Source organism: Streptomyces sp. NPDC002619, from assembly GCF_042889305.1.
In the GTDB taxonomy this organism is placed as follows: Bacteria; Actinomycetota; Actinomycetes; order Streptomycetales; family Streptomycetaceae; genus Streptomyces.
The window spans coordinates 101643-122569 of record NZ_JBIAQV010000021.1 but is presented as its reverse complement, the minus strand read 5'-3'; the positions used below and the strand labels follow the sequence as shown (position 1 = coordinate 122569).

The 20927-nt window shown below is 70.7% G+C and carries 17 protein-coding genes; 13 read left to right on the top strand and 4 right to left on the bottom strand.

The window, feature by feature from the left end; all coding sequences use genetic code 11:
* Positions 1 to 19 precede the first annotated feature (19 nt).
* Positions 20 to 694: a hypothetical protein gene (locus ACFYXB_RS28335; protein ID WP_389587108.1), complete on the top strand. Its 675-nt coding sequence runs from the start codon at positions 20 to 22 to the stop codon at positions 692 to 694.
* 3 nt (positions 695 to 697) lie between these two features.
* Here the strand turns inward: ACFYXB_RS28335 and ACFYXB_RS28330 are convergent, their stop codons facing one another.
* Positions 698 to 1543: an alpha/beta fold hydrolase gene (locus ACFYXB_RS28330; RefSeq protein WP_389587106.1), complete on the bottom strand. Its 846-nt coding sequence runs from the start codon at positions 1541 to 1543 to the stop codon at positions 698 to 700.
* Between the two features lie 65 nt (positions 1544 to 1608).
* On the opposite strand from ACFYXB_RS28330, the gene ACFYXB_RS28325 reads away from it, so the two are divergent.
* The 7 genes from ACFYXB_RS28325 to ACFYXB_RS28295 all read left to right on the top strand — a co-directional run bounded on the left by ACFYXB_RS28325 (position 1609) and on the right by ACFYXB_RS28295 (position 9188).
* The gene (locus tag ACFYXB_RS28325) at positions 1609 to 2064 is read left to right on the top strand and encodes a MarR family winged helix-turn-helix transcriptional regulator (RefSeq protein WP_389587104.1); all 456 of its coding nucleotides are present in this window, start codon (positions 1609 to 1611) and stop codon (positions 2062 to 2064) included.
* 224 nt (positions 2065 to 2288) lie between these two features.
* On the top strand, positions 2289 to 3317 hold the full coding sequence (glnII, locus tag ACFYXB_RS28320) for a glutamine synthetase (protein ID WP_389587102.1): 1029 nt from the start codon (positions 2289 to 2291) through the stop codon (positions 3315 to 3317).
* 390 nt (positions 3318 to 3707) lie between these two features.
* Complete coding sequence (locus ACFYXB_RS28315; RefSeq protein WP_389587100.1) at positions 3708 to 4304, top strand: winged helix-turn-helix domain-containing protein; 597 nt, start codon at positions 3708 to 3710, stop codon at positions 4302 to 4304.
* Positions 4305 to 4365: 61 nt separating this feature from the next.
* Positions 4366 to 5376, top strand: a complete 1011-nt coding sequence (locus tag ACFYXB_RS28310; RefSeq protein WP_389587098.1) for an NAD-dependent epimerase/dehydratase family protein — start codon at positions 4366 to 4368, stop codon at positions 5374 to 5376.
* 52 nt (positions 5377 to 5428) lie between these two features.
* The gene (locus ACFYXB_RS28305) at positions 5429 to 6700 is read left to right on the top strand and encodes a sensor histidine kinase (RefSeq protein ID WP_389587096.1); all 1272 of its coding nucleotides are present in this window, start codon (positions 5429 to 5431) and stop codon (positions 6698 to 6700) included.
* Positions 6685 to 7338 (top strand): LuxR C-terminal-related transcriptional regulator, encoded by a 654-nt coding sequence (locus tag ACFYXB_RS28300; RefSeq protein ID WP_388508833.1) that lies wholly within the window; start codon positions 6685 to 6687, stop codon positions 7336 to 7338. Before ACFYXB_RS28305 ends, ACFYXB_RS28300 begins: the two co-directional genes overlap by 16 nt.
* Before the next feature lie 338 nt (positions 7339 to 7676).
* Entirely contained in the window at positions 7677 to 9188 is a 1512-nt protein-coding gene (locus ACFYXB_RS28295) for a DUF1996 domain-containing protein (RefSeq protein ID WP_389587094.1), read from the top strand.
* A gap of 80 nt (positions 9189 to 9268) precedes the next feature.
* On the opposite strand, the gene ACFYXB_RS28290 is transcribed toward ACFYXB_RS28295, so the two are convergent.
* Entirely contained in the window at positions 9269 to 9658 is a 390-nt protein-coding gene (locus ACFYXB_RS28290; RefSeq protein ID WP_389587093.1) for a hypothetical protein, read from the bottom strand.
* A gap of 135 nt (positions 9659 to 9793) precedes the next feature.
* Here ACFYXB_RS28290 and ACFYXB_RS28285 point away from each other — a divergent pair, with 135 nt between their 5' ends.
* From ACFYXB_RS28285 to ACFYXB_RS28265, 5 genes are all read left to right on the top strand, one after another.
* The gene (locus tag ACFYXB_RS28285) at positions 9794 to 10318 is read left to right on the top strand and encodes a tetratricopeptide repeat protein (RefSeq protein ID WP_389587091.1); all 525 of its coding nucleotides are present in this window, start codon (positions 9794 to 9796) and stop codon (positions 10316 to 10318) included.
* A 49-nt stretch (positions 10319 to 10367) separates the two neighbouring features.
* Complete coding sequence (locus ACFYXB_RS28280; protein WP_389587089.1) at positions 10368 to 12287, top strand: hypothetical protein; 1920 nt, start codon at positions 10368 to 10370, stop codon at positions 12285 to 12287.
* Positions 12288 to 12395: 108 nt separating this feature from the next.
* Complete coding sequence (locus tag ACFYXB_RS28275) at positions 12396 to 13310, top strand: metal-dependent hydrolase (RefSeq protein ID WP_389587087.1); 915 nt, start codon at positions 12396 to 12398, stop codon at positions 13308 to 13310.
* Positions 13310 to 14362, top strand: a complete 1053-nt coding sequence (locus ACFYXB_RS28270) for a PDR/VanB family oxidoreductase (RefSeq protein WP_389587133.1) — start codon at positions 13310 to 13312, stop codon at positions 14360 to 14362. The genes ACFYXB_RS28275 and ACFYXB_RS28270 overlap by 1 nt, the downstream gene beginning before the upstream one ends.
* Before the next feature lie 68 nt (positions 14363 to 14430).
* The gene (locus ACFYXB_RS28265; protein ID WP_351359312.1) at positions 14431 to 15120 is read left to right on the top strand and encodes a TetR/AcrR family transcriptional regulator; all 690 of its coding nucleotides are present in this window, start codon (positions 14431 to 14433) and stop codon (positions 15118 to 15120) included.
* On the opposite strand, the gene ACFYXB_RS28260 is transcribed toward ACFYXB_RS28265, so the two are convergent.
* Together ACFYXB_RS28260 and pulA are read right to left on the bottom strand one after the other, a co-directional pair.
* Positions 15117 to 15467: a 5-carboxymethyl-2-hydroxymuconate Delta-isomerase gene (locus ACFYXB_RS28260; protein WP_388503800.1), complete on the bottom strand. Its 351-nt coding sequence runs from the start codon at positions 15465 to 15467 to the stop codon at positions 15117 to 15119. The two genes, ACFYXB_RS28265 and ACFYXB_RS28260, sit on opposite strands and share 4 nt — an antisense overlap.
* A 32-nt stretch (positions 15468 to 15499) precedes the next feature.
* On the bottom strand, positions 15500 to 20911 hold the full coding sequence (pulA, locus tag ACFYXB_RS28255; RefSeq protein ID WP_389587084.1) for a pullulanase-type alpha-1,6-glucosidase: 5412 nt from the start codon (positions 20909 to 20911) through the stop codon (positions 15500 to 15502).
* Positions 20912 to 20927 lie beyond the last annotated feature (16 nt).

The window sequence follows — 20927 nt, the reverse complement described above, 5'->3', positions numbered from 1 at the left end:
ACCTCTTCAGGAGGCGCGCATGTCGCGTAGGAGAACTCCCGGCACGAAGAAGAAGATCGGCCTGCTCGTCGGTGCCGCGGCGGTGGCGGGCGGCGGGGCCTTCGTCATGGCGGCCACCTCGAACGCGGCCCAGAGCCCAACGCAGAACGCCCGGCCCCTGTCCGCCGCGAACTCGACGGTCTGCCAGGGGCTGGCCACCGCCCTCGGCAACAACGAGAAGTTCATCGACGGCCAGCGGGCCGCCCCGGACGCGCAGTCCGAGGCCCGGATCGCCAACCGGCAGGCCGTCATCGAGCAGATCAAGGTCCAGCAGAAGGCGGCCGGTTGTGTCGTTGGGGAGTCGGCTCAGGGCTCCCAGACGACACCGCCCGCGCAGAACGGACAGCAGAACCCGGCGGGCGGCCAGCAGTCCGCGCCGCCCGCGCCGCCCGCGCAGGCCGGGTCCGGGCAGCAGGTCTGCAACGGCTCCACGGTCACCCTCTCCGGCGAAGCCGGTGCCCCGGCGGCGTCCAGCAACCAGTTCCCCGCGGGGACCACACTGAAGGTCACCAACCTGGACAACAACAAGTCCACGACCGTGAAGGTGACCTCCGTGTCCGGGAGTTGTGTCCTTCTGAACAACGCCGCCTTCGAACAGGTCCGGGAGCCCGGCAAGTTCCTGATCCGCCGTGCGCTGATCGAGAAGGTGGGGTGAGGCTCAGCCGTCGAGGAACGCGGTGAGGCGGCGGCCGAGGTCCTTGGGCGCGGACTGGGGCAGCGCGTGGTGCGAGACGTCCGGGAGTACGGCCGTCTCCGCGTGCGGCAGCAGCCGGCCCGCTTCTGCCGCCACGCCGTAGGTGTCATGTGTCCTGCTGTTCCCGGCCAGGAGCAGCAGGATCGGCATGTCGAGGGCGCGTAGCGCGTCCGGCTTGGGGCGGGGGCCCGTCACCGGCCTCTCAGCAGGGAAGCCGGCCGCCCTCTCCTGGAGGCTCAGCCAGTCCGGGTCCAGGGGTGCTCCCCCTGTCTCCCAGGTCAGGAAGGCGCGGACGCGGGCCGGTGTGGGTCGCAGCAGCATCGGCAGAGCGTGGAGCAGGTAGGCCGCCTTGAATCCGGCGAAGCACTGGGTCGGATCCAGGAGGAACAGGCGGCGTATCCGGTCCGGTGCGTGCAGGGCTTGGTGCAGGGCGATCCAGGCGCCGTACGAGTGCCCGCCCAGATCCAACTCCCCGGCGCCCAGGGCGTCGAGCAGCGCGTCGAGCCAGGCGGTCAGGTCGGCGACCGTACGGAGGCCGCCCGGAGCGCTGCGGCCGGGGACGCCGGGCAGGTCCGGCGCCAGGACTCGGCGGGTGCGGGACAGGTCGGCGGCCTGGGCGTACCAGGAGGCGGAGGTCGCTCCGCCGCCGCCCGGCAGGAGGAGCAGCGGGGGTGCCGCGCGCGAGCCGCAGGCGTTGACGTGCGTGTCGCCGAAGGGTGTGGGGACCGTCAGCGCCTCGCGGTCCGCCGGCCACTTCGCCATGACCTTGTCGTACGCAACCCGGAAGGCTTCGTCGTCGTACGTGCCCATGGAACCCCCTTATTATCTCGTTGGGCGAGATACTTGCTCAACGAGATAATAGCCGGAGGTTCCGTATGTCAGCCCGCCCCGATCCCGAAATGGAGATCGTTCATCTGCTGCGCTCGGTGGCCCTCGAACTCGGCCTGCACAGTGCCCGGTTCGCGAGCCGGAACGGCATGCACCCGACGGACGTACGGGCCCTGATCGCGCTGATGGACGCCCGGCGGGCCGGCGAGGAGACGACCGCCGGGCGGCTCGGCGCCGCGCTCGGGCTCAACTCGGCCGGAACCACGGCACTGGTGGACCGGCTGGAGCGGGCCGGTCATGTGCGGCGGGTGCGCGGGGAAGGGGACCGGCGGAAGGTCGTCATCGAGGTGGACGAGCGCGCGGTCGAGCTCGGCTGGTCCTTCTTCGGGCCGCTGATCGACCGGTCTGTGGAGCTGCTACGGGGGTACGACGAGCGGGAACTGGCCGCGATCCGGGGCTTCCTGACGGGGGTGCGGGACGCCGCCGACGAGGACGGGCAATAGCCTCCCGAACCCTGCTGACCTGGCTGGCGAATTGTCCCCCCTACCCCACCCCAACCCCCCTCACAACGTGAGCCGCAGCACAGAACGAGCAGGTAACACGGGGTTCACAACCGGGCAATGATCGGGAAATCGCCTGTTGACAAGCTGCCGGGCATCACCCAGCGGTGCCGCAGCGCCGCAGCACCCGCAAGTGCGCCCAGACACACCCCGAAGGATGTGGCCCCGTGAGCTACAAGGCTGAGTACATCTGGATCGACGGCACCGAGCCGACGGCCAAGCTGCGTTCGAAGACGAAGATCCTCGCCGACGATGCCAAGGGTGCCGAGCTTCCGATCTGGGGCTTCGACGGGTCCTCCACCAACCAGGCCGAGGGCCACGCCTCGGACTGTGTCCTCAAGCCGGTCTTCTCCTGCCCGGACCCGATCCGCGGCGGTGACGACGTCCTCGTGCTGTGCGAGGTCCTCAACATCGACTTCACGCCGCACGTCTCCAACACCCGTGCCGCGCTGAGCGAGGTCGCCGAGAAGTTCGCCGCGCAGGCGCCGATCTTCGGCATCGAGCAGGAGTACACCTTCTTCGACGGCTCCCGTCCGCTGGGCTTCCCCGAGAGCGGCTTCCCGGCCCCTCAGGGCGGCTACTACTGCGGTGTCGGCGCCGACGAGATCTTCGGCCGCGAGATCGTCGAGGCCCACCTGGAGAACTGCCTGCAGGCCGGTCTGGGCATCTCCGGCATCAACGCCGAGGTCATGCCGGGCCAGTGGGAGTTTCAGGTCGGCCCGCTGTCCCCGCTGGAGGTCTCCGACCAGCTGTGGGTGGCCCGCTGGCTGCTCTACCGCACCGCCGAGGACTTCGGTGTCTCCGCGACCCTGGACCCGAAGCCGGTCAAGGGCGACTGGAACGGTGCGGGCGCGCACACCAACTTCTCCACCAAGGCGATGCGCGAGGGCTACGACGCGATCATCACCGCGTGCGAGTCGCTCGGTGAGGGCTCCAAGCCCCTCGACCACGTCAAGAACTACGGTGCCGGCATCGACGACCGTCTGACGGGCCTGCACGAGACCGCCCCGTGGAACGAGTACTCGTACGGCGTCTCCGACCGCGGCGCCTCGGTCCGTATCCCCTGGCAGGTCGAGAAGGACGGCAAGGGCTACATCGAGGACCGCCGTCCGAACGCCAACGTCGACCCGTACGTCGTGACGCGGCTGATCGTCGACACCTGCTGCACCGCGCTGGAGAAGGCCGGCCAGGTCTGATCCGCGCCATCGGCTCCTCGAAGGGGCGCCCACCTCCGAGGTGGGCGCCCCTTCGTGCTGTCCGCACTGTGGGACGGTGATCCGGACCAGCCGTCCGCTCAGTGAGAGGAGCTCCTGTTACGGGTCGGTGTCTGCTTCAATGGGCGCATGGCCAGCTTCCAGAAGTACACCGCGACGGGTCGCCATGACCTCGAGCCCTTCTGGCCTTCCCGTCAGCATCACGACTACGACCGGGTGTGTTGCCGCGCGACGAACGCGCCGGCCCTCTAAAGCCGCACACCCCGGTCTTCGGCCGGCGCGACACGACGTACGTCCCTCGACGGGCCCCGACCACGAATCGCGGCCGTCGTCCTGACCGACGAACCTCTCGCGTGAAAGAGCTGACCTCTCATGGCGACCACTCGTTCCTTCTCCACCGCCGACCTCACCGCCCCGGCCGCGCTCCCCGCGAACGGCTCCCGGCACCGGCTGCGCGCCGTCGACCGGGATGATGTGGTCGACGTGGCGGACTTTCTGCCGCCGGGCGCCACCTGGCTGCCGGCGCCGCAGCACACCCTGCCCACCCTGCCCGGCCAGCCGCCGATGATCGGCTACCTGGTGCTGGTCCCGGCCGACCAGCAGCCGCCGTTCCTGCCGGTCGCGGTGCCGGACCGGCCCGAGGAAGCCACTCAGGCTCCGCGGGGCGGCGGCTACGAACCGCTGGTCCGTATCGACTCCGTACAGCGCACCGCCCAGGTGGCCGGCCGGGATCTCGACCTCACATACCTGGAGTTCGAGCTCCTCGCCCACCTCGTGGCGCACCCGGGCCGGGTGCACACGCGGGACCAACTGGTCACCACGGTCTGGGGCTACGGGCACGTGGGCGACGGCCGCACGGTCGACGTCCACATCGCCCGGCTGCGCCGCAAGCTGGGCGTGGAGCACCGCCAGGCGATCCAGACGGTCCGCCGCGTCGGCTACAAGTACACGCCGCCGACGGGCCGCTGACCCCTCTGCCCTCGGCAGAAAGCGGTTCCGTCCCACGGCCCGGCCGTGCACGATCACCAGCATGAGACTTCTGATGCTGGGCGGTACGGAGTTCGTGGGGCGGGCCGTCGCGGAGTCGGCGCTGCGGCGCGGCTGGGAGGTGACCGTCTTCCACCGGGGCCGCCACCAACCCCCGGCCGGGGTACGGTCGTTGCACGGCGATCGCACCGTCCCGGACGGGCTCGCCGCGCTCGCCGACGGCGGCCCGTGGGACGCCGTGGTCGACACCTGGTCGGCCGCGCCCCGCGCCGTGCGGGAGACGGCGCGGCTGCTGCGGGGCCGCGCCGGGCGGTACGTGTATGTGTCGAGCCGGTCGGTGTACGCCTTTCCGCCGGCCGACGACCGGGCGCTGGTCGAGGGCGCCTCGGCGGACGCCGATCAGACCGAGTACGCGCTCGACAAGCGGGGCGGTGAGCTGGCCGCCGTCGAGGCCTTCGGCGCGGACCGCTCGCTGCTGGTGCGGGCCGGGCTGATCCTCGGGCCGTACGAGAACGTGGGCCGGCTGCCCTGGTGGCTGAACCGCGTCGCGCGCGGCGGACCGGTGCTCGCGCCGGGACCGCGTGACCTGCGCCTGCAGTACATCGACGTGCGCGACCTCGCCGAATGGATCCTCGGGGCGGTGGAGCGAGGGCTCGACGGGCCGTACGACCTCGTCTCGCCGCCCGGGCACACCACGACGAGCGCCTTCCTGGAGGCGTGCGTGAAGACCACTGGCGGCCCGGCCGAACTGCGCTGGACCGCGCCGGACGTCGTCCTCGGCGCCGGCATCCAGCCGTGGACCGAACTGCCCGTGTGGGTGCCGCCGGACAGCGACCTGTACGACGCCCTGCACACCGCGGACGTCTCGCGGGCGCTGGCCACGGGGCTGACCTGCCGTCCCGTCGAGGAGACCGTCGCCGACACCTGGGCCTGGCTGCGGGACATCGGGGGCACCGCGCCCCTGCGGCCGGACCGCACGGGCAAGGGGCTCGACCCGAAGGTGGAGGCAAGGGTGCTGGGACTGTCCGGGGGTGTACCTGGCACCACCCCCTGACATGGGACTTCGGGCCAGTGACCGGCACGTGCGGCTCGGCCAGACTGGGGCCATGAACACCGGGACGAAGAGCGGCGACGTACGTACGAAGGCATGGGCCGCGGTGCTGGCCGCCGTGCAGGGACTCTCGCTGGCGGTGGCGATGCTTCCGGTGGCGATCGTGTGCTTCACCCTGACCGTGGTGTCCATCGGGCTGATTCCGATCGGCATCGGCATCGTCACGACCCCGTCGGTCCTGGGCGCGGTGCGGCGGTTCGCGGACACGCGGCGCAGGCTGGCGGCCGAGTGGTCCGGGATCCGGATCCCCTCGGCCTACCGGCCGATACCGCCGGACGCCAACCCCTGGGCGCGCACCTTCGGCATGCTCCGCGATCCGCAGACCTGGCGGGACGTGCTGTGGCTGCCGGTGGACATGACGGCAGGCTTCGTCACGGCGCTGCTCCCGGCCGCCCTGCTCTTCTACCCCTTCGAGGGGTTCGTGGTGGCGGCCGGACTCTGGCGGGCGCTCTCGGACGGCAGGACCTACTGGTACGGCTTCGTGCCGGTCACCGGACAGCCGACCGCGCTCGCCGCCGCGGCCCTGGGCGCCGTACTGCTCGTGGTCGCCTACCACGTCACCCCGCGCCTGCTGCCCGTCCACTTCCAACTCACCCGGGCCATACTGGTCCCCGATCAGGGCGAACTGGCCGAACGCGTACGTGTGTTGACCGAGACGCGGCGCGACGCCGTCGACACCTCCGCGGCCGAACTGCGCCGCATCGAACGGGACCTGCACGACGGGGCGCAGGCCAGGCTGGTCGCCATGGGCATGGACCTCGGCACCATCGAGATGCTCGTGGACAAGGACCCGGCGCAGGCGAGGGAGTTGATCGCCCAGGCCCGCCGCAACTCCGTCGACGCCCTGGCCGAGCTGCGCGACCTGGTGCGCGGCATCCATCCGCCGGTGCTGGCGGAGCGCGGACTCGGCGACGCCGTGAGGGCGTTGGCGCTGCGGCTGCCGGTGACCACGGAGGTGACCGTGGAGCTGTCCGGCCGCGCGAAGGCGCCCGTCGAGTCGGCCGCGTACTTCGCGGTGAGCGAGGTGCTCACCAACGCGGTCAAGCACTCGGGCGCCGACCGGATCTGGGTCGACCTGCACCACGCCGACGGGATGCTGCGGGCCACCGTCACCGACAACGGCCGGGGCGGCGCAGCGATCGGAGCCGGTTCCGGGCTGGCCGGAGTCGAGCGGCGACTGGGTACATTCGACGGTGTCCTGGCCGTCAGCAGCCCCGCGGGCGGTCCCACCATGGTGACCATGGAGCTTCCGTGCGCGTTGTCCTAGCCGAAGACCTGTTCCTGCTGCGCGACGGACTGGTCCGGATGCTGGAGGCCTACGACTTCGAGATCGCGGCGGCCGTCGAGACCGGACCCGAACTCGCACGTGCCCTGGCCGAGTTGGAGCCGGACGTCGCCGTGGTGGACGTACGGCTGCCCCCGACGCACACCGACGAGGGCCTGCAGTGCGCGCTGGGGGCCCGCCGGGACCGGCCGGGGCTGCCGGTGCTGGTCCTGTCCCAGCACGTGGAGCAGCTGTACGCACGGGAGTTGCTGGCCGACGGCAGCGGCGGAGTGGGCTATCTGCTGAAGGACCGGGTGTTCGACGCGGAGCAGTTCGTGGACGCCGTACGACGGGTGGCGGCGGGCGGTACGGCGATGGATCCGCAGGTGATCCAGCAACTGCTGTCCCGGCGGGCCGCCGACGACCAGCCGCTCGGCCGGCTGACACCGCGCGAGCTGGAGGTGCTGGAGCTGATGGCACAGGGCCGGTCGAATGCGGCGATCGCCACGCAACTCGTCGTCACGGAACGGGCGATCGCCAAACACACCTCCAACATCTTCGCCAAACTGGGACTCGAGGTGTCGGACGACGACAATCGGCGCGTCCTGGCGGTGCTGGCCTACCTCGACCAGGGCCGCTGACGGTTCGCGGTGCGCCACAACTTCCGGTACTGAAGAGGAAGTTGCGGCGCGGTACCGCATGCGAAGCCGACAGAAGTCCGTGTGCCGGCTGAACACCTCTGCGTCGGCGTCCGTATGAGAGGGCGCCGCTTCACTTCGGTGGGGTGCCATTGCGGCGTGCCCCAGCGAAGTCAGAGGAGTTCCGTGACTCCGCTCCCCCTCCCGCAGAGGGGGGCTTCCAACCCGAAGGTTGCGGTCCAGCCCGAACCGATCCCGTGTGGGACAAACGGGAATTACCACACGACAGGGACGCGACTACCCCACCAGCCGAACCTGGTGGTGCTCTCGCTAGGAGACCGATGGGACGCAACACACGAAAACGCCGTACGCCGCTGGCTACCAAGGCCATTGCCGCATCGGCGGCCCTAGCGCTCGGTGGGGGCGGGCTGATCTGGGCGAACTTCTATGCCTCTGCGCACGAGTCGGACTCGGCGCAGAACTACACGAAGGCCGCGGGCACACAGGTGGCGACGATCTCCTGCCCGGACATCGGCCAGAAGCTGACGAACGTGCCGGACCAGGCTCGCGCCGACGTCGACGGTGAACTGGCCAACCTGGACGGCCAGATCACCGAGGCCTACCAGCGGCTGGCGACCACCCGGGACGCGCAGGCCAGGGACGCGAGTTTCGTCCAGAACTCCATCCTCCAGCCGCTGAAGGAACGCCGGGCGGTGATCATCGACCGCATCAAGCTGGAGATCACCCGCGTCGGCGGCACCTCGCCCGCCGGTCTGGAGACCCTGGCCGCCTGCACCGGCAGCAGCGCCGGACAGACCAACGCGGGCGGCGGGCAGAACACCGGCGGCAACACCGCGAGCCCTGCTCCCAGCGCGAGCGCCAGTGCCGGCGGCGGTCAGAACGGCGGTGGTCAGCAGGCGAACAACGGCGGCCAGGCCGGCAACGGTCCGGCGGCGGCCGACTTCGTCGACATCACGACGGTCCAGGCGAACGTCGCTGCCAAGCCGCGCCGCACCGGCAGCGCCTCGACGGGCTCGTTCACCACCCGGTGCGGTGTCAACGCCAACAAGAACCACAACACCGACAACGTGATCGTGGCGCCGGGCGTGACCAACGGCGCGCACCACCTGCACGACTACGTCGGCAACCAGAAGGTCAACGCGTTCTCCAGCAACGACACGTTCCTGCAGGGCGGAACCAGCTGCCAGAACAAGAACGACCTGTCGGCGTACTACTGGCCGGTGGTCCGTGTTCAGGACGGCACGCAGGACTTCGACCAGAACGCGGACGGCGGCGGCAAGGAGGGCAACGTCGGGCGGATCGCCGTCCCGTCGCAGGCCCAGATCAAGTACGTCGGCTCCCCGACCAGCAAGGTCGTCGCGATGCCGCAGTTCCTGCGCATCATCACCGGTGACGCCAAGGCCTTCGTCAACGGCACCGCGAACGCCAACGCGCACTGGAGCTGCACCGGGTTCGAGAACAAGGTCCAGCTGACGGACAAGTACCCGATCTGCCCGCGGGGCAGCCAGGTGGTCCGCTCGTTCGCGTTCCAGAGCTGCTGGGACGGGACGAACATCGACAGCGCCAACCACCGCACGCACGTGGCCTTCGCCGACGCGGGTGGCAACTGCCAGAACGGGTTCAAGGCGATCCCGCAGCTGACGATGCGCCTGGTGTACAACGTGCCGCGGCCGAGCATCCAGAACGGCGTGGTGAAGAACGCCTACGCGGTGGACGGCTTCCCGGAGCAGCTGCACAAGCCGATCACCGACCACGACGACTTCATCGCGGTCACGACCGGCGGCCTGGCGAACAAGATCGCCAGCTGTGTCAACCGGGGCCAGCGCTGCTAGTCACACCCCCCCAGGAAAGCGGGCGGTGGGAATCTCCCACCGCCCGCTTTTCTTGTGCCCGCGCCCGCCCGGCGCTCTGGTCAGCCGCCGTGGGCGTGGTGGTCGGCCCCGGTCTCCAGGTCGCCGCCGAGCGTGCCGCGCAGCGCCTTGACGACGCCGTCGTCACCGACGGCCACCCACTTGCGGCCCACGAGGTAGTAACCGCCGTAGTCCTTCGCATCGTTGATCCACTCGCGCTGGCCGCGGTCGGTGGCGAAGGTGGCGAGGACGAACTTGCCGTCGGGGTTCTTGCAGATGGCCTGGCGGAGTTCGTCGGCGTCGGTCTGGATGTCCGGCTCGCACTTCACCTCGGCGGCCAGGCTCTCCAGGCTTCCGGTGGCGGTGGGCGGCACGGCCTGCGCGCCGTTCCCGGAGCCGCAGCCCGCCAGCGCCAGTGCGGCCGCGCCGAGCAGCGCGCTTCTCAACCTCATCTGTTCCTCCGGTCCTGTGGGCGGACAGCATGCCGCACGAGGCCCCGGCGCGGGGCCCGCCCTTCGATACGGCCCGCACGGCCACCGCGCTCAAATTCGCCGCCCCAGCAGGCAGACGTGTGCGAGGGTGAGCCGGTGAACCGCGACTGGGAAGACCGTGTGACCGCCGCCTGGGCGACCCTCGACGACTATCCGGACACTGCATCAAATAGCAGCTCCGCTGCGGGTGCCGCCGACTTCCGTGCCGTCATCGACGCGCTTGTGGCCGAGCTGCCCGAGGACAGCCCGCTGGGCCCCTTCGAGCGGGCCTGTGCCTGGGACTCGACCGGGCACTCGGACCGGGCGGTGCCGCTGTACCGGGAGGCCCTGGCGCGCGGCCTGGACGGCTACAAGGGCCGCCGAGCCAAGATCCAGCTCTCCAGCTCGCTGCGGAACACCGGGCACGCGGAGGAGGGCGTCAAGCTGCTCACCCCGGAACTGGACGCGCCGTCCGATGAGTTGGACGACGCCGTGCGCGCCTGTCTCGCCCTGTGTCTGTCCAGCCTCGGCCGCGACCGCGAGGGCCTGTCCCTGGTCCTCGGCGCCCTGGCCCCCCATCTGCCGCGCTACCAGCGCTCGATGGCCAACTACGCGCGGCTGCTGGTCGATCCCGAGGACTGAGTCACCCGCGCTCGGGTGACCAACCAAGGAGTCGCTCGTTCTCCCGGATGTGCAGTCACAGGATGTAGCCCAGCGACACACGCCCGCCCACTCCAGCCCGGTGGTCGATGTCGAGCAGGCCGAGGCCGCGCTCGTCGAGCACTATCCGCGGCTGGTCCGGCTCGCCTATCTGGTGCTGCCGCCGGGCCTCGGCCGCAGTCGCCGCGTCCTGACCGCGCACGCCCTCGTCCAGCGGGCCCTGCCCCGGGGCCGCCGGCAGACGCCCGTGATCCCGGCCCAGTCGTCGGGCCGCGACGGCGACCCGGGGTACGCGTTCGTCCGGCTCCAGGTCGTGCGTACGGCCCTGGAGGCGGAGCTCCCGCTGTCGTGGAACGCGTGGCCCAAGCGCGCGCAGCTGCCGCCGCTGCTCCCCCAGGTGTGGGGCCTCAAGCTGTTCCCGCGCTCGGGCGGCGCCGACGAACTCGCCCTGGACCAGCGCCTCGCGGCCCTCACCGGCGCGGCCCGTGCGGCGTACGTGCTGCGAGGTCTGGAGCGGCTCCCGGACGGCGACGTGCAGCGGGTGCTGACGGCCGCCGGCGCCGAGGACCCGGACGCCGCGCTGGCGGAGGCGAACGGCGTGCCCGCGCAGTACGCGCTGCTCGGCTCCCCCGAGTTCGACCCGTGCTCGCTGCAGGCCCGGCCCACCGATCTGTTGCGGCGCAGGCAGCACACCCGGGCGGCACTCGCCGCGGCCGCCGCGCTCGCGGTGTGCGGGGTGCTGATCGCGCTGCCGGACGGCGGCTGGGGCCCGGACGGCGCCGCGGCTCCCGCGTACGCGAAGAACCCGGCGGCCGAAGCCGCCCTGGATCCGGGCCGGCTGGTCCGGGTGGCGCCCACCGCGTGGAAGTCCGCCGCCCGCACCGACTTCTCCGTGTGGCCCGCCCGCGGCGCCCTCACCGGCGACTCCGCGCTGCTGCGCCGCGCCCTCGCCGTGTGGGCCCGCCCCGGTGGGTCGGTGCGCGTCTCGGCGACCCCCGGCACCCAGACCGGCGGCCCGGCCGGACCGCCCCAGCTGCTGTACGCGGGCGAGGTCGACAGGGCGCGCGTGGTGATCCTGTACGACGGTCTGCGCATCGCCCGCTACGCCGAGCCGAAGAACGGCGACGAGGGTGCGGCGCTGGACTTCGCGCGCGTCGACGGCGCGACCGGTGCCGCGGCGAGCGCGCTCGTGCTGGGCCGCTCCGACGGCAACGTCCGCTATCTGACCGCGCCCTGGGTGACGAAGGCGGCCGAGCGGGACCTGCTGAAGCCCGGTGCGGGCGCGATGGACCTCGACCTGACCTACGGGGTCACCGCCCCGCTGGACAGCCCGGCGCTGCGGCCCGGGACGTGCACGTCGTGGAACGTCCTGCAGCTGACCGGCCCGTCCGGCACCGGGCTGTCCACGGACCTCGGCGAACTGGTCCCCGCGCACCTCACCACCGGCCGGCCCGGCCAGGTCCACGAGGCGTCCGGGGACGCGGCGCTGCGCACCTGGGCGCCGTACGCCTGCTCGCTGTCGGCGTCACGCGCGGCGGGCGTGAGCAGTGTCAACGCCTGGGCGTACGCCGACCAGCAGCTGCCCGAGGCGGGCGGCACGGCATCCTGGGTGTGCACCCGGGCCGAGACCTGGCGGGGCGAAGGGTCGCTGGCGCTGGCCCAGTTCCACACGCCGGGCGGGCCGTACGGGGCGGTCGCGGCGAAGGGTGCCGGTGTGCCGGCGTGCGGTCCTCGTGACCCGCACGTGCTGGCCGGGGTGCTGTGGAAGTCCGGCTCCGGGTCCTGGTACCTGCTGGCCGCGGGCGGCAGGGACACCGCGTCGGTCCGCACGACCGGCGGGGTCACCGCCGACGCCCGGGGCAGTCGGCTCACCGTACGGGCCAAGCAGGGGGCACAGGCCCAGCTGACGGGCACGCTGGAGGACGGGTCGTCGCTGAGCGGGCTGCACTGACGTCGCTGAGCGGGCTGCGCTGACCGGACCCACCAGTCGTTGACACTGGCGTCAACAAGTCCGCGCACGGGGGTTTCCCCCGGACTTACCCGTCAGTACATTGACGCCATGTCTAACACGCAGGCCCGGCCGCCGGAGTCCGAGCGCATCGCTCTCAAGGCCCGCAAGGTGTCCTTCTCGTGGGAGGACACCCCACTGCACTGGGTGCCCGGCGATCCGTTCGCCACGCACACCATCAACGTGCTCCATATGCTCCTGCCCGCCGGTGAACGCTGGTTCGTGCACGTCTACAAGCAGGCGCTGCCGCTCATCAGGGACGACCGGCTGCGCGAGGACGTCATCGGGTTCATCGGGCAGGAGGCGATGCACTCCCAGGCCCACGACGAGGTGCTGCCCCATCTGAAGGAGCAGGGGCTCGACCCGACGCCGTACACCGCGCAGGTCGACTGGTTCTTCGAGAAGCTGCTCGGCGACCGCACGCTGCCCCCGGGCAAGGCCCGCAGGTGGTGGCTCCTGGAGCGGGTGGCGCTCATCGCGGCCATCGAGCACTACACCGCGTTCCTCGGCGACTGGGTGCTGAGCGCCCAGGAGCTGGACCGGCGCGGGGCCGATCCGACCATGCTGGACCTGCTGCGCTGGCACGGCGCCGAGGAGGTCGAGCACCGGTCCGTCGCCTTCGACCTGTTCATGCACGTCGACGGGAGCTACCGGCGCCGGGTGCGCACCTGGGCGCTGGCCTTCTCCGCGCTGGTGTTCCTGTGGCAGCGCGGGGCGCGTTTCTTCATGGAGAACGACCCCACGCTCGCCGACGGCAAGGCGAGTTTCAAGGACTTCTACGCCGGCGGCAGGCGCGGCACGCTGCCCGCGACCGGCGACATGCTCAAGTCCATCCCCCGCTATCTGAGCCGGAGTTACCACCCCTCGCAGGAGGGCTCCACCGAGCAGGCCGTCGCCTATCTCGCGTCCTCCCCCGCAGCTGTCGCCGCCGTCGCCGCCGTCGCCGCCGAGAAGGGTGCCGCATGATGCCGAAGCTCCGGACCGTCGTCGTCCTCGCGGGTGCCGCGCTGCTCGCCCGGCGCGCGCTGCGGCGTCGTATCGAGGGCTCGCCGCTGTGGCCGATGCCGTCCCTGGACCCGCCGGTCTCCGGACGGCCGCGGTCGCGGGCGCTCCGGCTGCTGGTCACCTCGCACGAGACGGTGGCCGACGGCGTCGTACGACTGCGTCTGGAGGGACACGACCTGCCGCGCTGGGAGCCGGGCGCGCATCTCGACCTGGTGCTGCCGTCCGGGCTGGTGCGGCAGTACTCGCTGTGCGGGGACCCGGAGGACACCTCGTCGTACACGGTCGCGACGCGGCTGGTCGAGGACGGCCGGGGCGGTTCGCGCGAGGTGCACGAGCAGGTGACCGAGGGCATGGAGCTGGAGGTGCGGGGGCCGCGCAACCGGTTCCCGCTCGTCGACGCGCCGGCGTATGTGTTCGTCGCCGGTGGGATCGGGATCACCCCGGTGCTGCCGATGCTGCGGGCGCTGCCGGAGGGCGCCGAGTGGCGGCTGCTGTACGGCGGTCGGACGCGGGTGTCGATGCCGTTCCTGGAGGAGGTCGAGAAGCTGGCCGGGGACGGGCGGCTCACCGTCGTCGCGGAGGACGAGGACGGACGGCCGGACCTGGACGGGCTGTTGGCGGACCTGGCCGAGGGCACCGCCGTCTACTGCTGTGGTCCGGAAGGGCTGATGACGACGGTGGAGGAGCGGGTGCCGGTGAGCGCCACGCTGCACCTGGAGCGGTTCGCGCCGCGCAAGTCGGCCGGTGGCGACACGGAGTTCGAGGTCGAACTGCGAAGCAGCGGACGGACGTTGACCGTGCCGGCCGACTCCAGCGTGCTCGCGGCCGTGCGGGCGGAGTTCCCGTCCACGGCGTACTCCTGCGAGCAGGGGTTCTGCGGGACCTGTCAACAGCGGGTGCTGGAGGGCGATGTGGACCACCGGGACGAGCTGCTGACCGACTCCGAGCGGTCCGACTCGATGCTGATCTGCGTCTCGCGGTCCCGAAGTGAACGTCTTGTGCTGGACATGTGACGAATCCATGTGAACACGCCCGTCGATCCGGTCCGTTCGGGGCCGGAATCGATCGGTAGGGTGTTCGCATGAGTACCGGGGTTCGCCGCAGAATGGGAGTCGACGAACGACGGCAACAGTTGATCGGCGTCGCCCTCGAACTGTTCAGCCGCCGCTCGCCCGACGAGGTGTCGATCGACGAGATAGCGGCGACCGCGGGCATCTCGCGCCCGCTGGTCTACCACTACTTCCCCGGCAAACTCAGCTTGTACGAGGCCGCGTTGAAGCGAGCGGCGGAGGATCTGGCGGGCCGGTTCGCGGAGCCGCACGACGGTCCGGTGGGCGCCCGACTGCTGCGTGTGATGCGCCGGTTCTTCGACTTCGTGGAGGAACACGGGCCCGGCTTCTCGGCGTTGATGCGCGGCGGCCCGGCGGTGGGCTCCTCGACGACGAACGCGCTCATCAACTCGGTTCGGCAGTCCGCGTACGAGCAGATCCTCTCGCATCTGGAGATCTCCGATCCCCCGCCGCGCCTGGAACTCGTCGTCCGCTCCTGGATCTCGCTCGCCGAGTCGACCGCGCTGATCTGGCTGGACGGCCGCCGCATCCCGCGCGCCGAGCTGGAGGTCCAGCTCGTGCAAGACCTCGCGGCGCTCACGGCGGTCAGCGCCGCCCACGACGAGGAGATGGCCGCGCTCCTGCGCGGGATGGTCAGGGACGAACCGGCCGACGGCACCTTCGCGGAACTCGTCGGCCGACTCATCTCCCTGGCGCCCTAGACCGCCTTGCGGTAGGACGGGTCGAGGTCGCGCACCTCGGCCGACAGGTGCAGCGTGACCCCGTCGGCCGGCTCGATGCGCTTGCTCAGCAGCTCCACCACGGCCTCGGCGAGTTCCGCCTTGGCCTCGGTGGTCCGTCCGGCGAGCAGGGCGATCGTGACATGAACGATCGCCGGCCCGTCCGCGTCCGCCCCCACGACCTCGTCCTCGGTCCGCACGACCCTCGTCTTGCACGCTTCGAGCCGCGCGGACGCCTTCTCGACGACCACCGGGTGCAGTGCGACCGCGAGCTCGCTCCAGTCGACGTGATCGAGCGCCGGTGACCGGTCGATGGTGATCTGGGGCATGAGCACTCCTGTTCTACGGCAACGGCCTCACCCTAGTTCGCGGCCCGCGTGAACACCGCCACGGTCCGCGCCGGGACGCTGAACGTGCCCGATCCGGCCGCGTACGAGGAGGTCTTCACCACCGCGTCCGCGCCGTCGGCCTGCACCGGGTGCAGCCGGTACGAGGTCCCGGCGAGGGCGCCGATCCGCTGCTCCTGCTCCTGCGGGGTGGCGTTGAAGACCACGACCAGGTCACCGAGCTTCATGGTGATCACACCCGGCGTCTCGTCCTTGCCGGACAGCGGGAAGGACATCTGGTCCTGCACCTGCACGGCCGTACCGAGAGAGAACGCCTGCTCTGTCGTGCGAATCCGCAGCAGGTCCTGGTACGCCGCCGACGTCCCCGTGATCTGCGGGCACCCGACGCTCACCGAGCCCAGCAGAGGCTTCGCGTATGGCCACTTGGACTCGTTGTCGGCCGCCATCGGCAGACCCCGGCCGAAGCCGTTGCCGTCCGCGCAGTTCCAGTGGATGGCGTTGAACCAGTCGCCACTGTCGAACGAGTTGCGGTCCAGGGACTTGGAGCGCAGCAGGTCGGTGCCCGCCTGGGACAGGGCCGGGCCCTGCGAGAGGGCGGCCGTGGCCATCGCCAGCACCTGCATCCGGGCCCGGTCGGGCGCACTCGTCCCGGCGGGCAGCTTGTAGGTGAGGGCGTCGAACAGCGACTCGTTGTCGTGCGCGTCGACATACGCGAGGGCGTCGCCGGGCGCGTCCGCGTAGCCGGCGGGCGAGCCGTTGTAGTCGACCTCGGCGCCGGTGACCTCCTTGCCGTCGTCATCGGTGAAGTGGTACTTCGCCAGGTTGCCGGTCAGGCCGACCTTGATCAGGTCCTGGTAGTGCAGGAGGCGGGCCTTCTGCTCGGCCGAAGTGCCGTTGCTGGTCGATGAGTTGGGATCGGTGTAGAGCCCCGACGCGAAGCCCTGCACGCCCGGGTCCGAGTCGAAGGGACCGCCGCCGCGCACCGCGTCCCGGGCCCGGTCGGAGAAGGTGGCGATGCCGGTGCCGGCCATGTTCTGCTGCGTGGCCTGCACGAAGCGCGCGTCGTTCGCGACCTCGCCGAAGTTCCAGCCCTCGCCGTACAGAATGATCTTCTTGCCGTCGACGCCGTCCTTCTCGAGGGTCAGCGCGTCGAGGGCCTTGCGCACGGCGAGGATGTTGGCCTTCGGGTGGTGGCCCATGAGGTCGAAGCGGAACCCGTCGACCTTGTACTCCTTGGCCCAGGTGACGATCGAGTCCACGACGAGCTTGCCCATCATGGCGTTCTCGGTCGCGGTGTTGGCGCAGCAGGTGCTGTTGGCCACGCTGCCGTCGGCGAGGAGCCGCTGGTAATAGCCCGGCACGACCTGGTCGAGGACGCTGGTGTCCGCCTGTCCGCCGGCCGCCGTGTGGTTGTAGACGACGTCCATGACGACCCTGAGGCCGTCCTCGTTCAGCGACTTGACCATCTGCCGGAACTGGACCGTGCGCGCGGTGCCGTCCGGGTCGGTGGCGTAGGAACCCTCGGGAACCGTGTAGTGGTACGGGTCGTAGCCCCAGTTGTAGGCGTCCCTGGCGGCGGCCTTCGCCACGCACTCCTGCTGCTTCTCGGAGTCGGCGGCGTAGGAGGCGAGGTCACAGTCGGGGCTCGACTGGTCCGCCTTCTTCTCGGGGATGGTCGCAATGTCGAAGGCGGGCAGCAGATGGACGTACGACGTCCCCGACTTGGCGAGCTCCCGCAGGTGCTTCGAGCCGTCGCTGTCCTTGTCCGTGAAGGCGAGATAGCTGCCCTGGTCCTTCGCCGGGACCGTCTTGTCCGCGACGGAGAAGTCCCGGATGTGCAGTTCCTGGATCTGGGCGTCCTTCAGCGGTACGGCCTTGGGCTTGGCCAGGGTCGACCAGCCGCCCGGGGCAAGGGACCTGTCGTTCAGGTCGACGACCAGGCTGCGCTCGGAGTTCGCGGTGAGCGCGACCGAGTAGGGGTCGGTGACCTCGTTGGTGACGAGCTTGCGGACGCTGGGCGCCCAGACCTTCACGACGTACCGGTAGGGCTTGTTCTTCCAGGACGCGGGGCCGGTGACGGACCAGACGCCGGTGGTGCCGTCGCGGTGCATCGCCCGAAGGGTTCCGTCGAGGTCGAGCGCCACGCTCTGCGCGGTCGGCGCCCACACGGCGAGGGTCGGCTTCCCGTCGTGGAAGACCGGCCCGAGGTCCGCCTTCGTCGCGCCGGGGTACAGATCGTCGAGCACGCCGGCGATCTGTACGCCGGTCGCGGCCAGCACGGCACCGTTGGCCGCGCGCTGGGAGGCCACGAGCTGGCCGCGCAGTGCCTCACGCACCCGGTCGCGGTCGCGTGGGTCGACGGACCAGGCGGTGTAGTCCTTCAGGTGCGGGAACTTGGCCTTCTGGGCGTCGGTGAGCGTGGACTTCGTGAGGCGGATCCACCGCTCGTCGTCGCTGGTCAGCGTCCCGTCCTTGACGGCGATCGAGCCGTCGTGGGAGGCGAGCAGCTGGGTGGAGGCAGCGCCTTCGACGCCGTTCCAGGCGAGGGTGTCGCGGTCGATCCAGATCGCCTTGGAGGTGGTCAGGTCGAGGGCGGCCGCGCTGCCTGCGGGCTGCGGAAGCAGGTACTTCTCCTGGCCGTTCAACAGCCACACCTCGTAGCCGTTGGCCTTGAGGTCCAGGGACTGGTCGGAAGCGAGGTCCTTCTCGTCGCCCTTGTGGATGATGTAGCTGAGGCTGCCGGCACCCTCGGTGAGCGGTACCTCGAAGACCGCGCCATAGGCATCAGTCTTCACCGGCTTCAGGGGGTTCGACCAGTCGGTGGGGTTCGCGGCGCCCGTCCAGACGTGCAGGCCCCAGCCGTCGTAGTTCCCGTCGGCGCGGTGGTAGTGGATGACCGCCTTGGTCCTGTCCTGCGCCGGGTAGTCGGGCCGCTGCGTGAGTACGTCCGGCTTGCCCTGCTCGACCCAGACCTCACCGGTCTTGGTGACGTCGATGGACCGGTCGGCGGAGACGTCCTTGTTGCCGTCCTTGTCGATGACCAGGAACCCGACGTTCGACGCGCCCGGCTTGAGCTTGACGTAGGCGAAGGCGCCGTAGGCGTCGCGGCCGACGAAGGGGTGGCTGTTCGGCCAGGTCGTGGACTCGCCGTCGGCGAGGTCGCCCCAGGCGTACAGGCCCCAGTTCGCATAGTCGCCGTCGGTGCGCTTGTAGTGGACGATCGCGTAGTCCCGGGAGGAGGCCGTGGGGACCTCGGGCGCGGGCGGGGTGCCGGTGATGCTCGCGGCGCTGGCGCTCGCGGTGCGTCCGGCCGAGTCGATCACGACGGCCTTGTAGCGCAGGGCGGTGCCGGACGGTACGTCCTTGCCGATGGCCTGGGTGACCTTGTACGGCGCGTGGTCGGCGGAGCCGAGGGTGCGCCACTTGCCGTTGCCGACCTGGGCGGCGAAGACGACCCGGTTGAGCTGTCCTCCGTCGACGTCAGCTGACAGTTCGACGGTCCCGGTGGCTCCGCTGGCCGGGGCCTTGAGCGTGATGGTCGGCTCGGTGGCGGGCTCGGCGAGTGCGCCGACCGCCTTGAGGACGACGGCGGAACCGGCCGGGACGGTCACGGTGAGCTTGCGGTCGGCGCCGGTCGTCGCGGTGGCGTCCGTGCCGTAGACACCCCGGTACGACATGCCCGCCGAGCCGGTCGCGAAGGTGGCGGACTTCTCGGTGTCCGCGTTGTTGAAGGCGACGACGTACTCGGCGCCCGTCTTCGCGTCCGTACGGGTGAAGGCGTAGATCCCGGCGCCGTCGGCCGCGTAGCGCTCGGTCTGGACGCCGTCCGTCAGGGCCGGGTTGGCCTTGCGGAGCTTGGAGAGGGCGGCGATGTCCTTGTAGAGCGGTGCGCTCGTGTCGTAGGCGTCGTTCGCGTGGGTGCGGTCGGTGCCGATCTCGTCGTCGTCGAGGTAGTCGGCGACCTTGGACGCGAACATCGTCTGGCGGGCGTCCTTGTCGCCGCCGGAGCCGGTGAAGCCCTGCTCGTCGCCGTAGTAGACGACCGGGTTGCCGCGGCTGAGGAACATCAGCTCGTTGGCCAGCTTGTCCCTGCGCAGGATCTCGGCGTCGCTCGCGTTCGGGTTGTCCTGCTTGAGGAAGTACCCGATGCGGCCCATGTCGTGGTTGCCGAGGAAGGTGACCTGCTCGTAGGCGTTGGCCTTGTCGGTCGTGTACTTGTAGTCGTCGCCGAAGACCGATGCCAGCCGCTGCGCGCTGCCGCCCTGGGAGGCGTAGGCGCGGGCCGCGTCCTGGAAGGGGAAGTCGAGGGTGGCGTCGAGGCGACCCTGGGTGACATACGGGGACGTGATCGACGTGTCGGCGGAGTAGACCTCGCCGAACATGAAGAAGTTCTTACGGCCGTGCGCGGCGGCGTAGGCGTCCAGCGCGGTCGCCCACTGCGTCCAGAACTCCATGTTCACGTGCTTGACGGTGTCGATGCGGAACCCGTCGACGCCGAAGTCCCGTACCCAGCGCTCATAGATCTTCTCCATGCCGCTGACGACCTCGGGACGCTCGGTCCACAGGTCGTCGAGGCCGGAGAAGTCGCCGTAGGTGGTGGACTCACCGGCGTACGTGGAGTCGCCCCGGTTGTGGTACATCGTCGGGTCGTTGAGCCAGGCCGGGACCTTGCTGTCGCTCGTGACCTTCGGGGTGCGCGGGAAGGAGTCGGCGTCCACGGACGGGAACGTCCGGCTGCCGTCGGCGTAGTCGGCGTCGTCGAAGGGCCGGCCGTCCTTGGTCAGGTACGGGAAGGCGCCCTTGGAGAGATAGTCATAGGACTTCTCCTCGTAGTCGACGACGTCGGCCGTGTGGTTGGTGATGACGTCGAAGAAGACCTTCATGCCCTTGGCGTGCGCCTTGGAGATGAGGGTCGACAGGTCCTTGTTGGTGCCGAAGTGCGGGTCGACCTGGGTGAAGTCGGTGATCCAGTAACCGTGGTAGCCGGCCGAGGCGTCGCTGCCCGTGCCCTGCACCGGGCGGTTCTTGAAGATGGGCGCCATCCAGATGGCGGTGGTGCCCAGGTCCTTGATGTAGTCGAGCCGCTTGGTCAGGCCCTTGAGGTCGCCGCCCTGGTAGAAGCCCTTGTCCGTGGGGTCGTACCCGGTGCTCAGCCGTGAACCGGTCAGCCCGCCCTGGTCGTTCGACGTGTCGCCGTTGGCGAAACGGTCCGGCATGACGAAGTAGAACTGTTCGCGGGTGTCGTCGTGCCGGGCGGGCGCGGCGGCCAGCTGCTCGGTGGACGGGGGCGCGGGCGGAGTGGCCGCCGTCGCGGCGAGCGGCTGCACGAGGGCGGCGGTGAGGGCGGCGACGGCGACGGCCGCGACCCGTCTGACGTGTGGGGTGCGGCGCGTACGGGGCGCCGGCCATCTCGGTATCACAGGCATGAACTCCTTGCGCTTG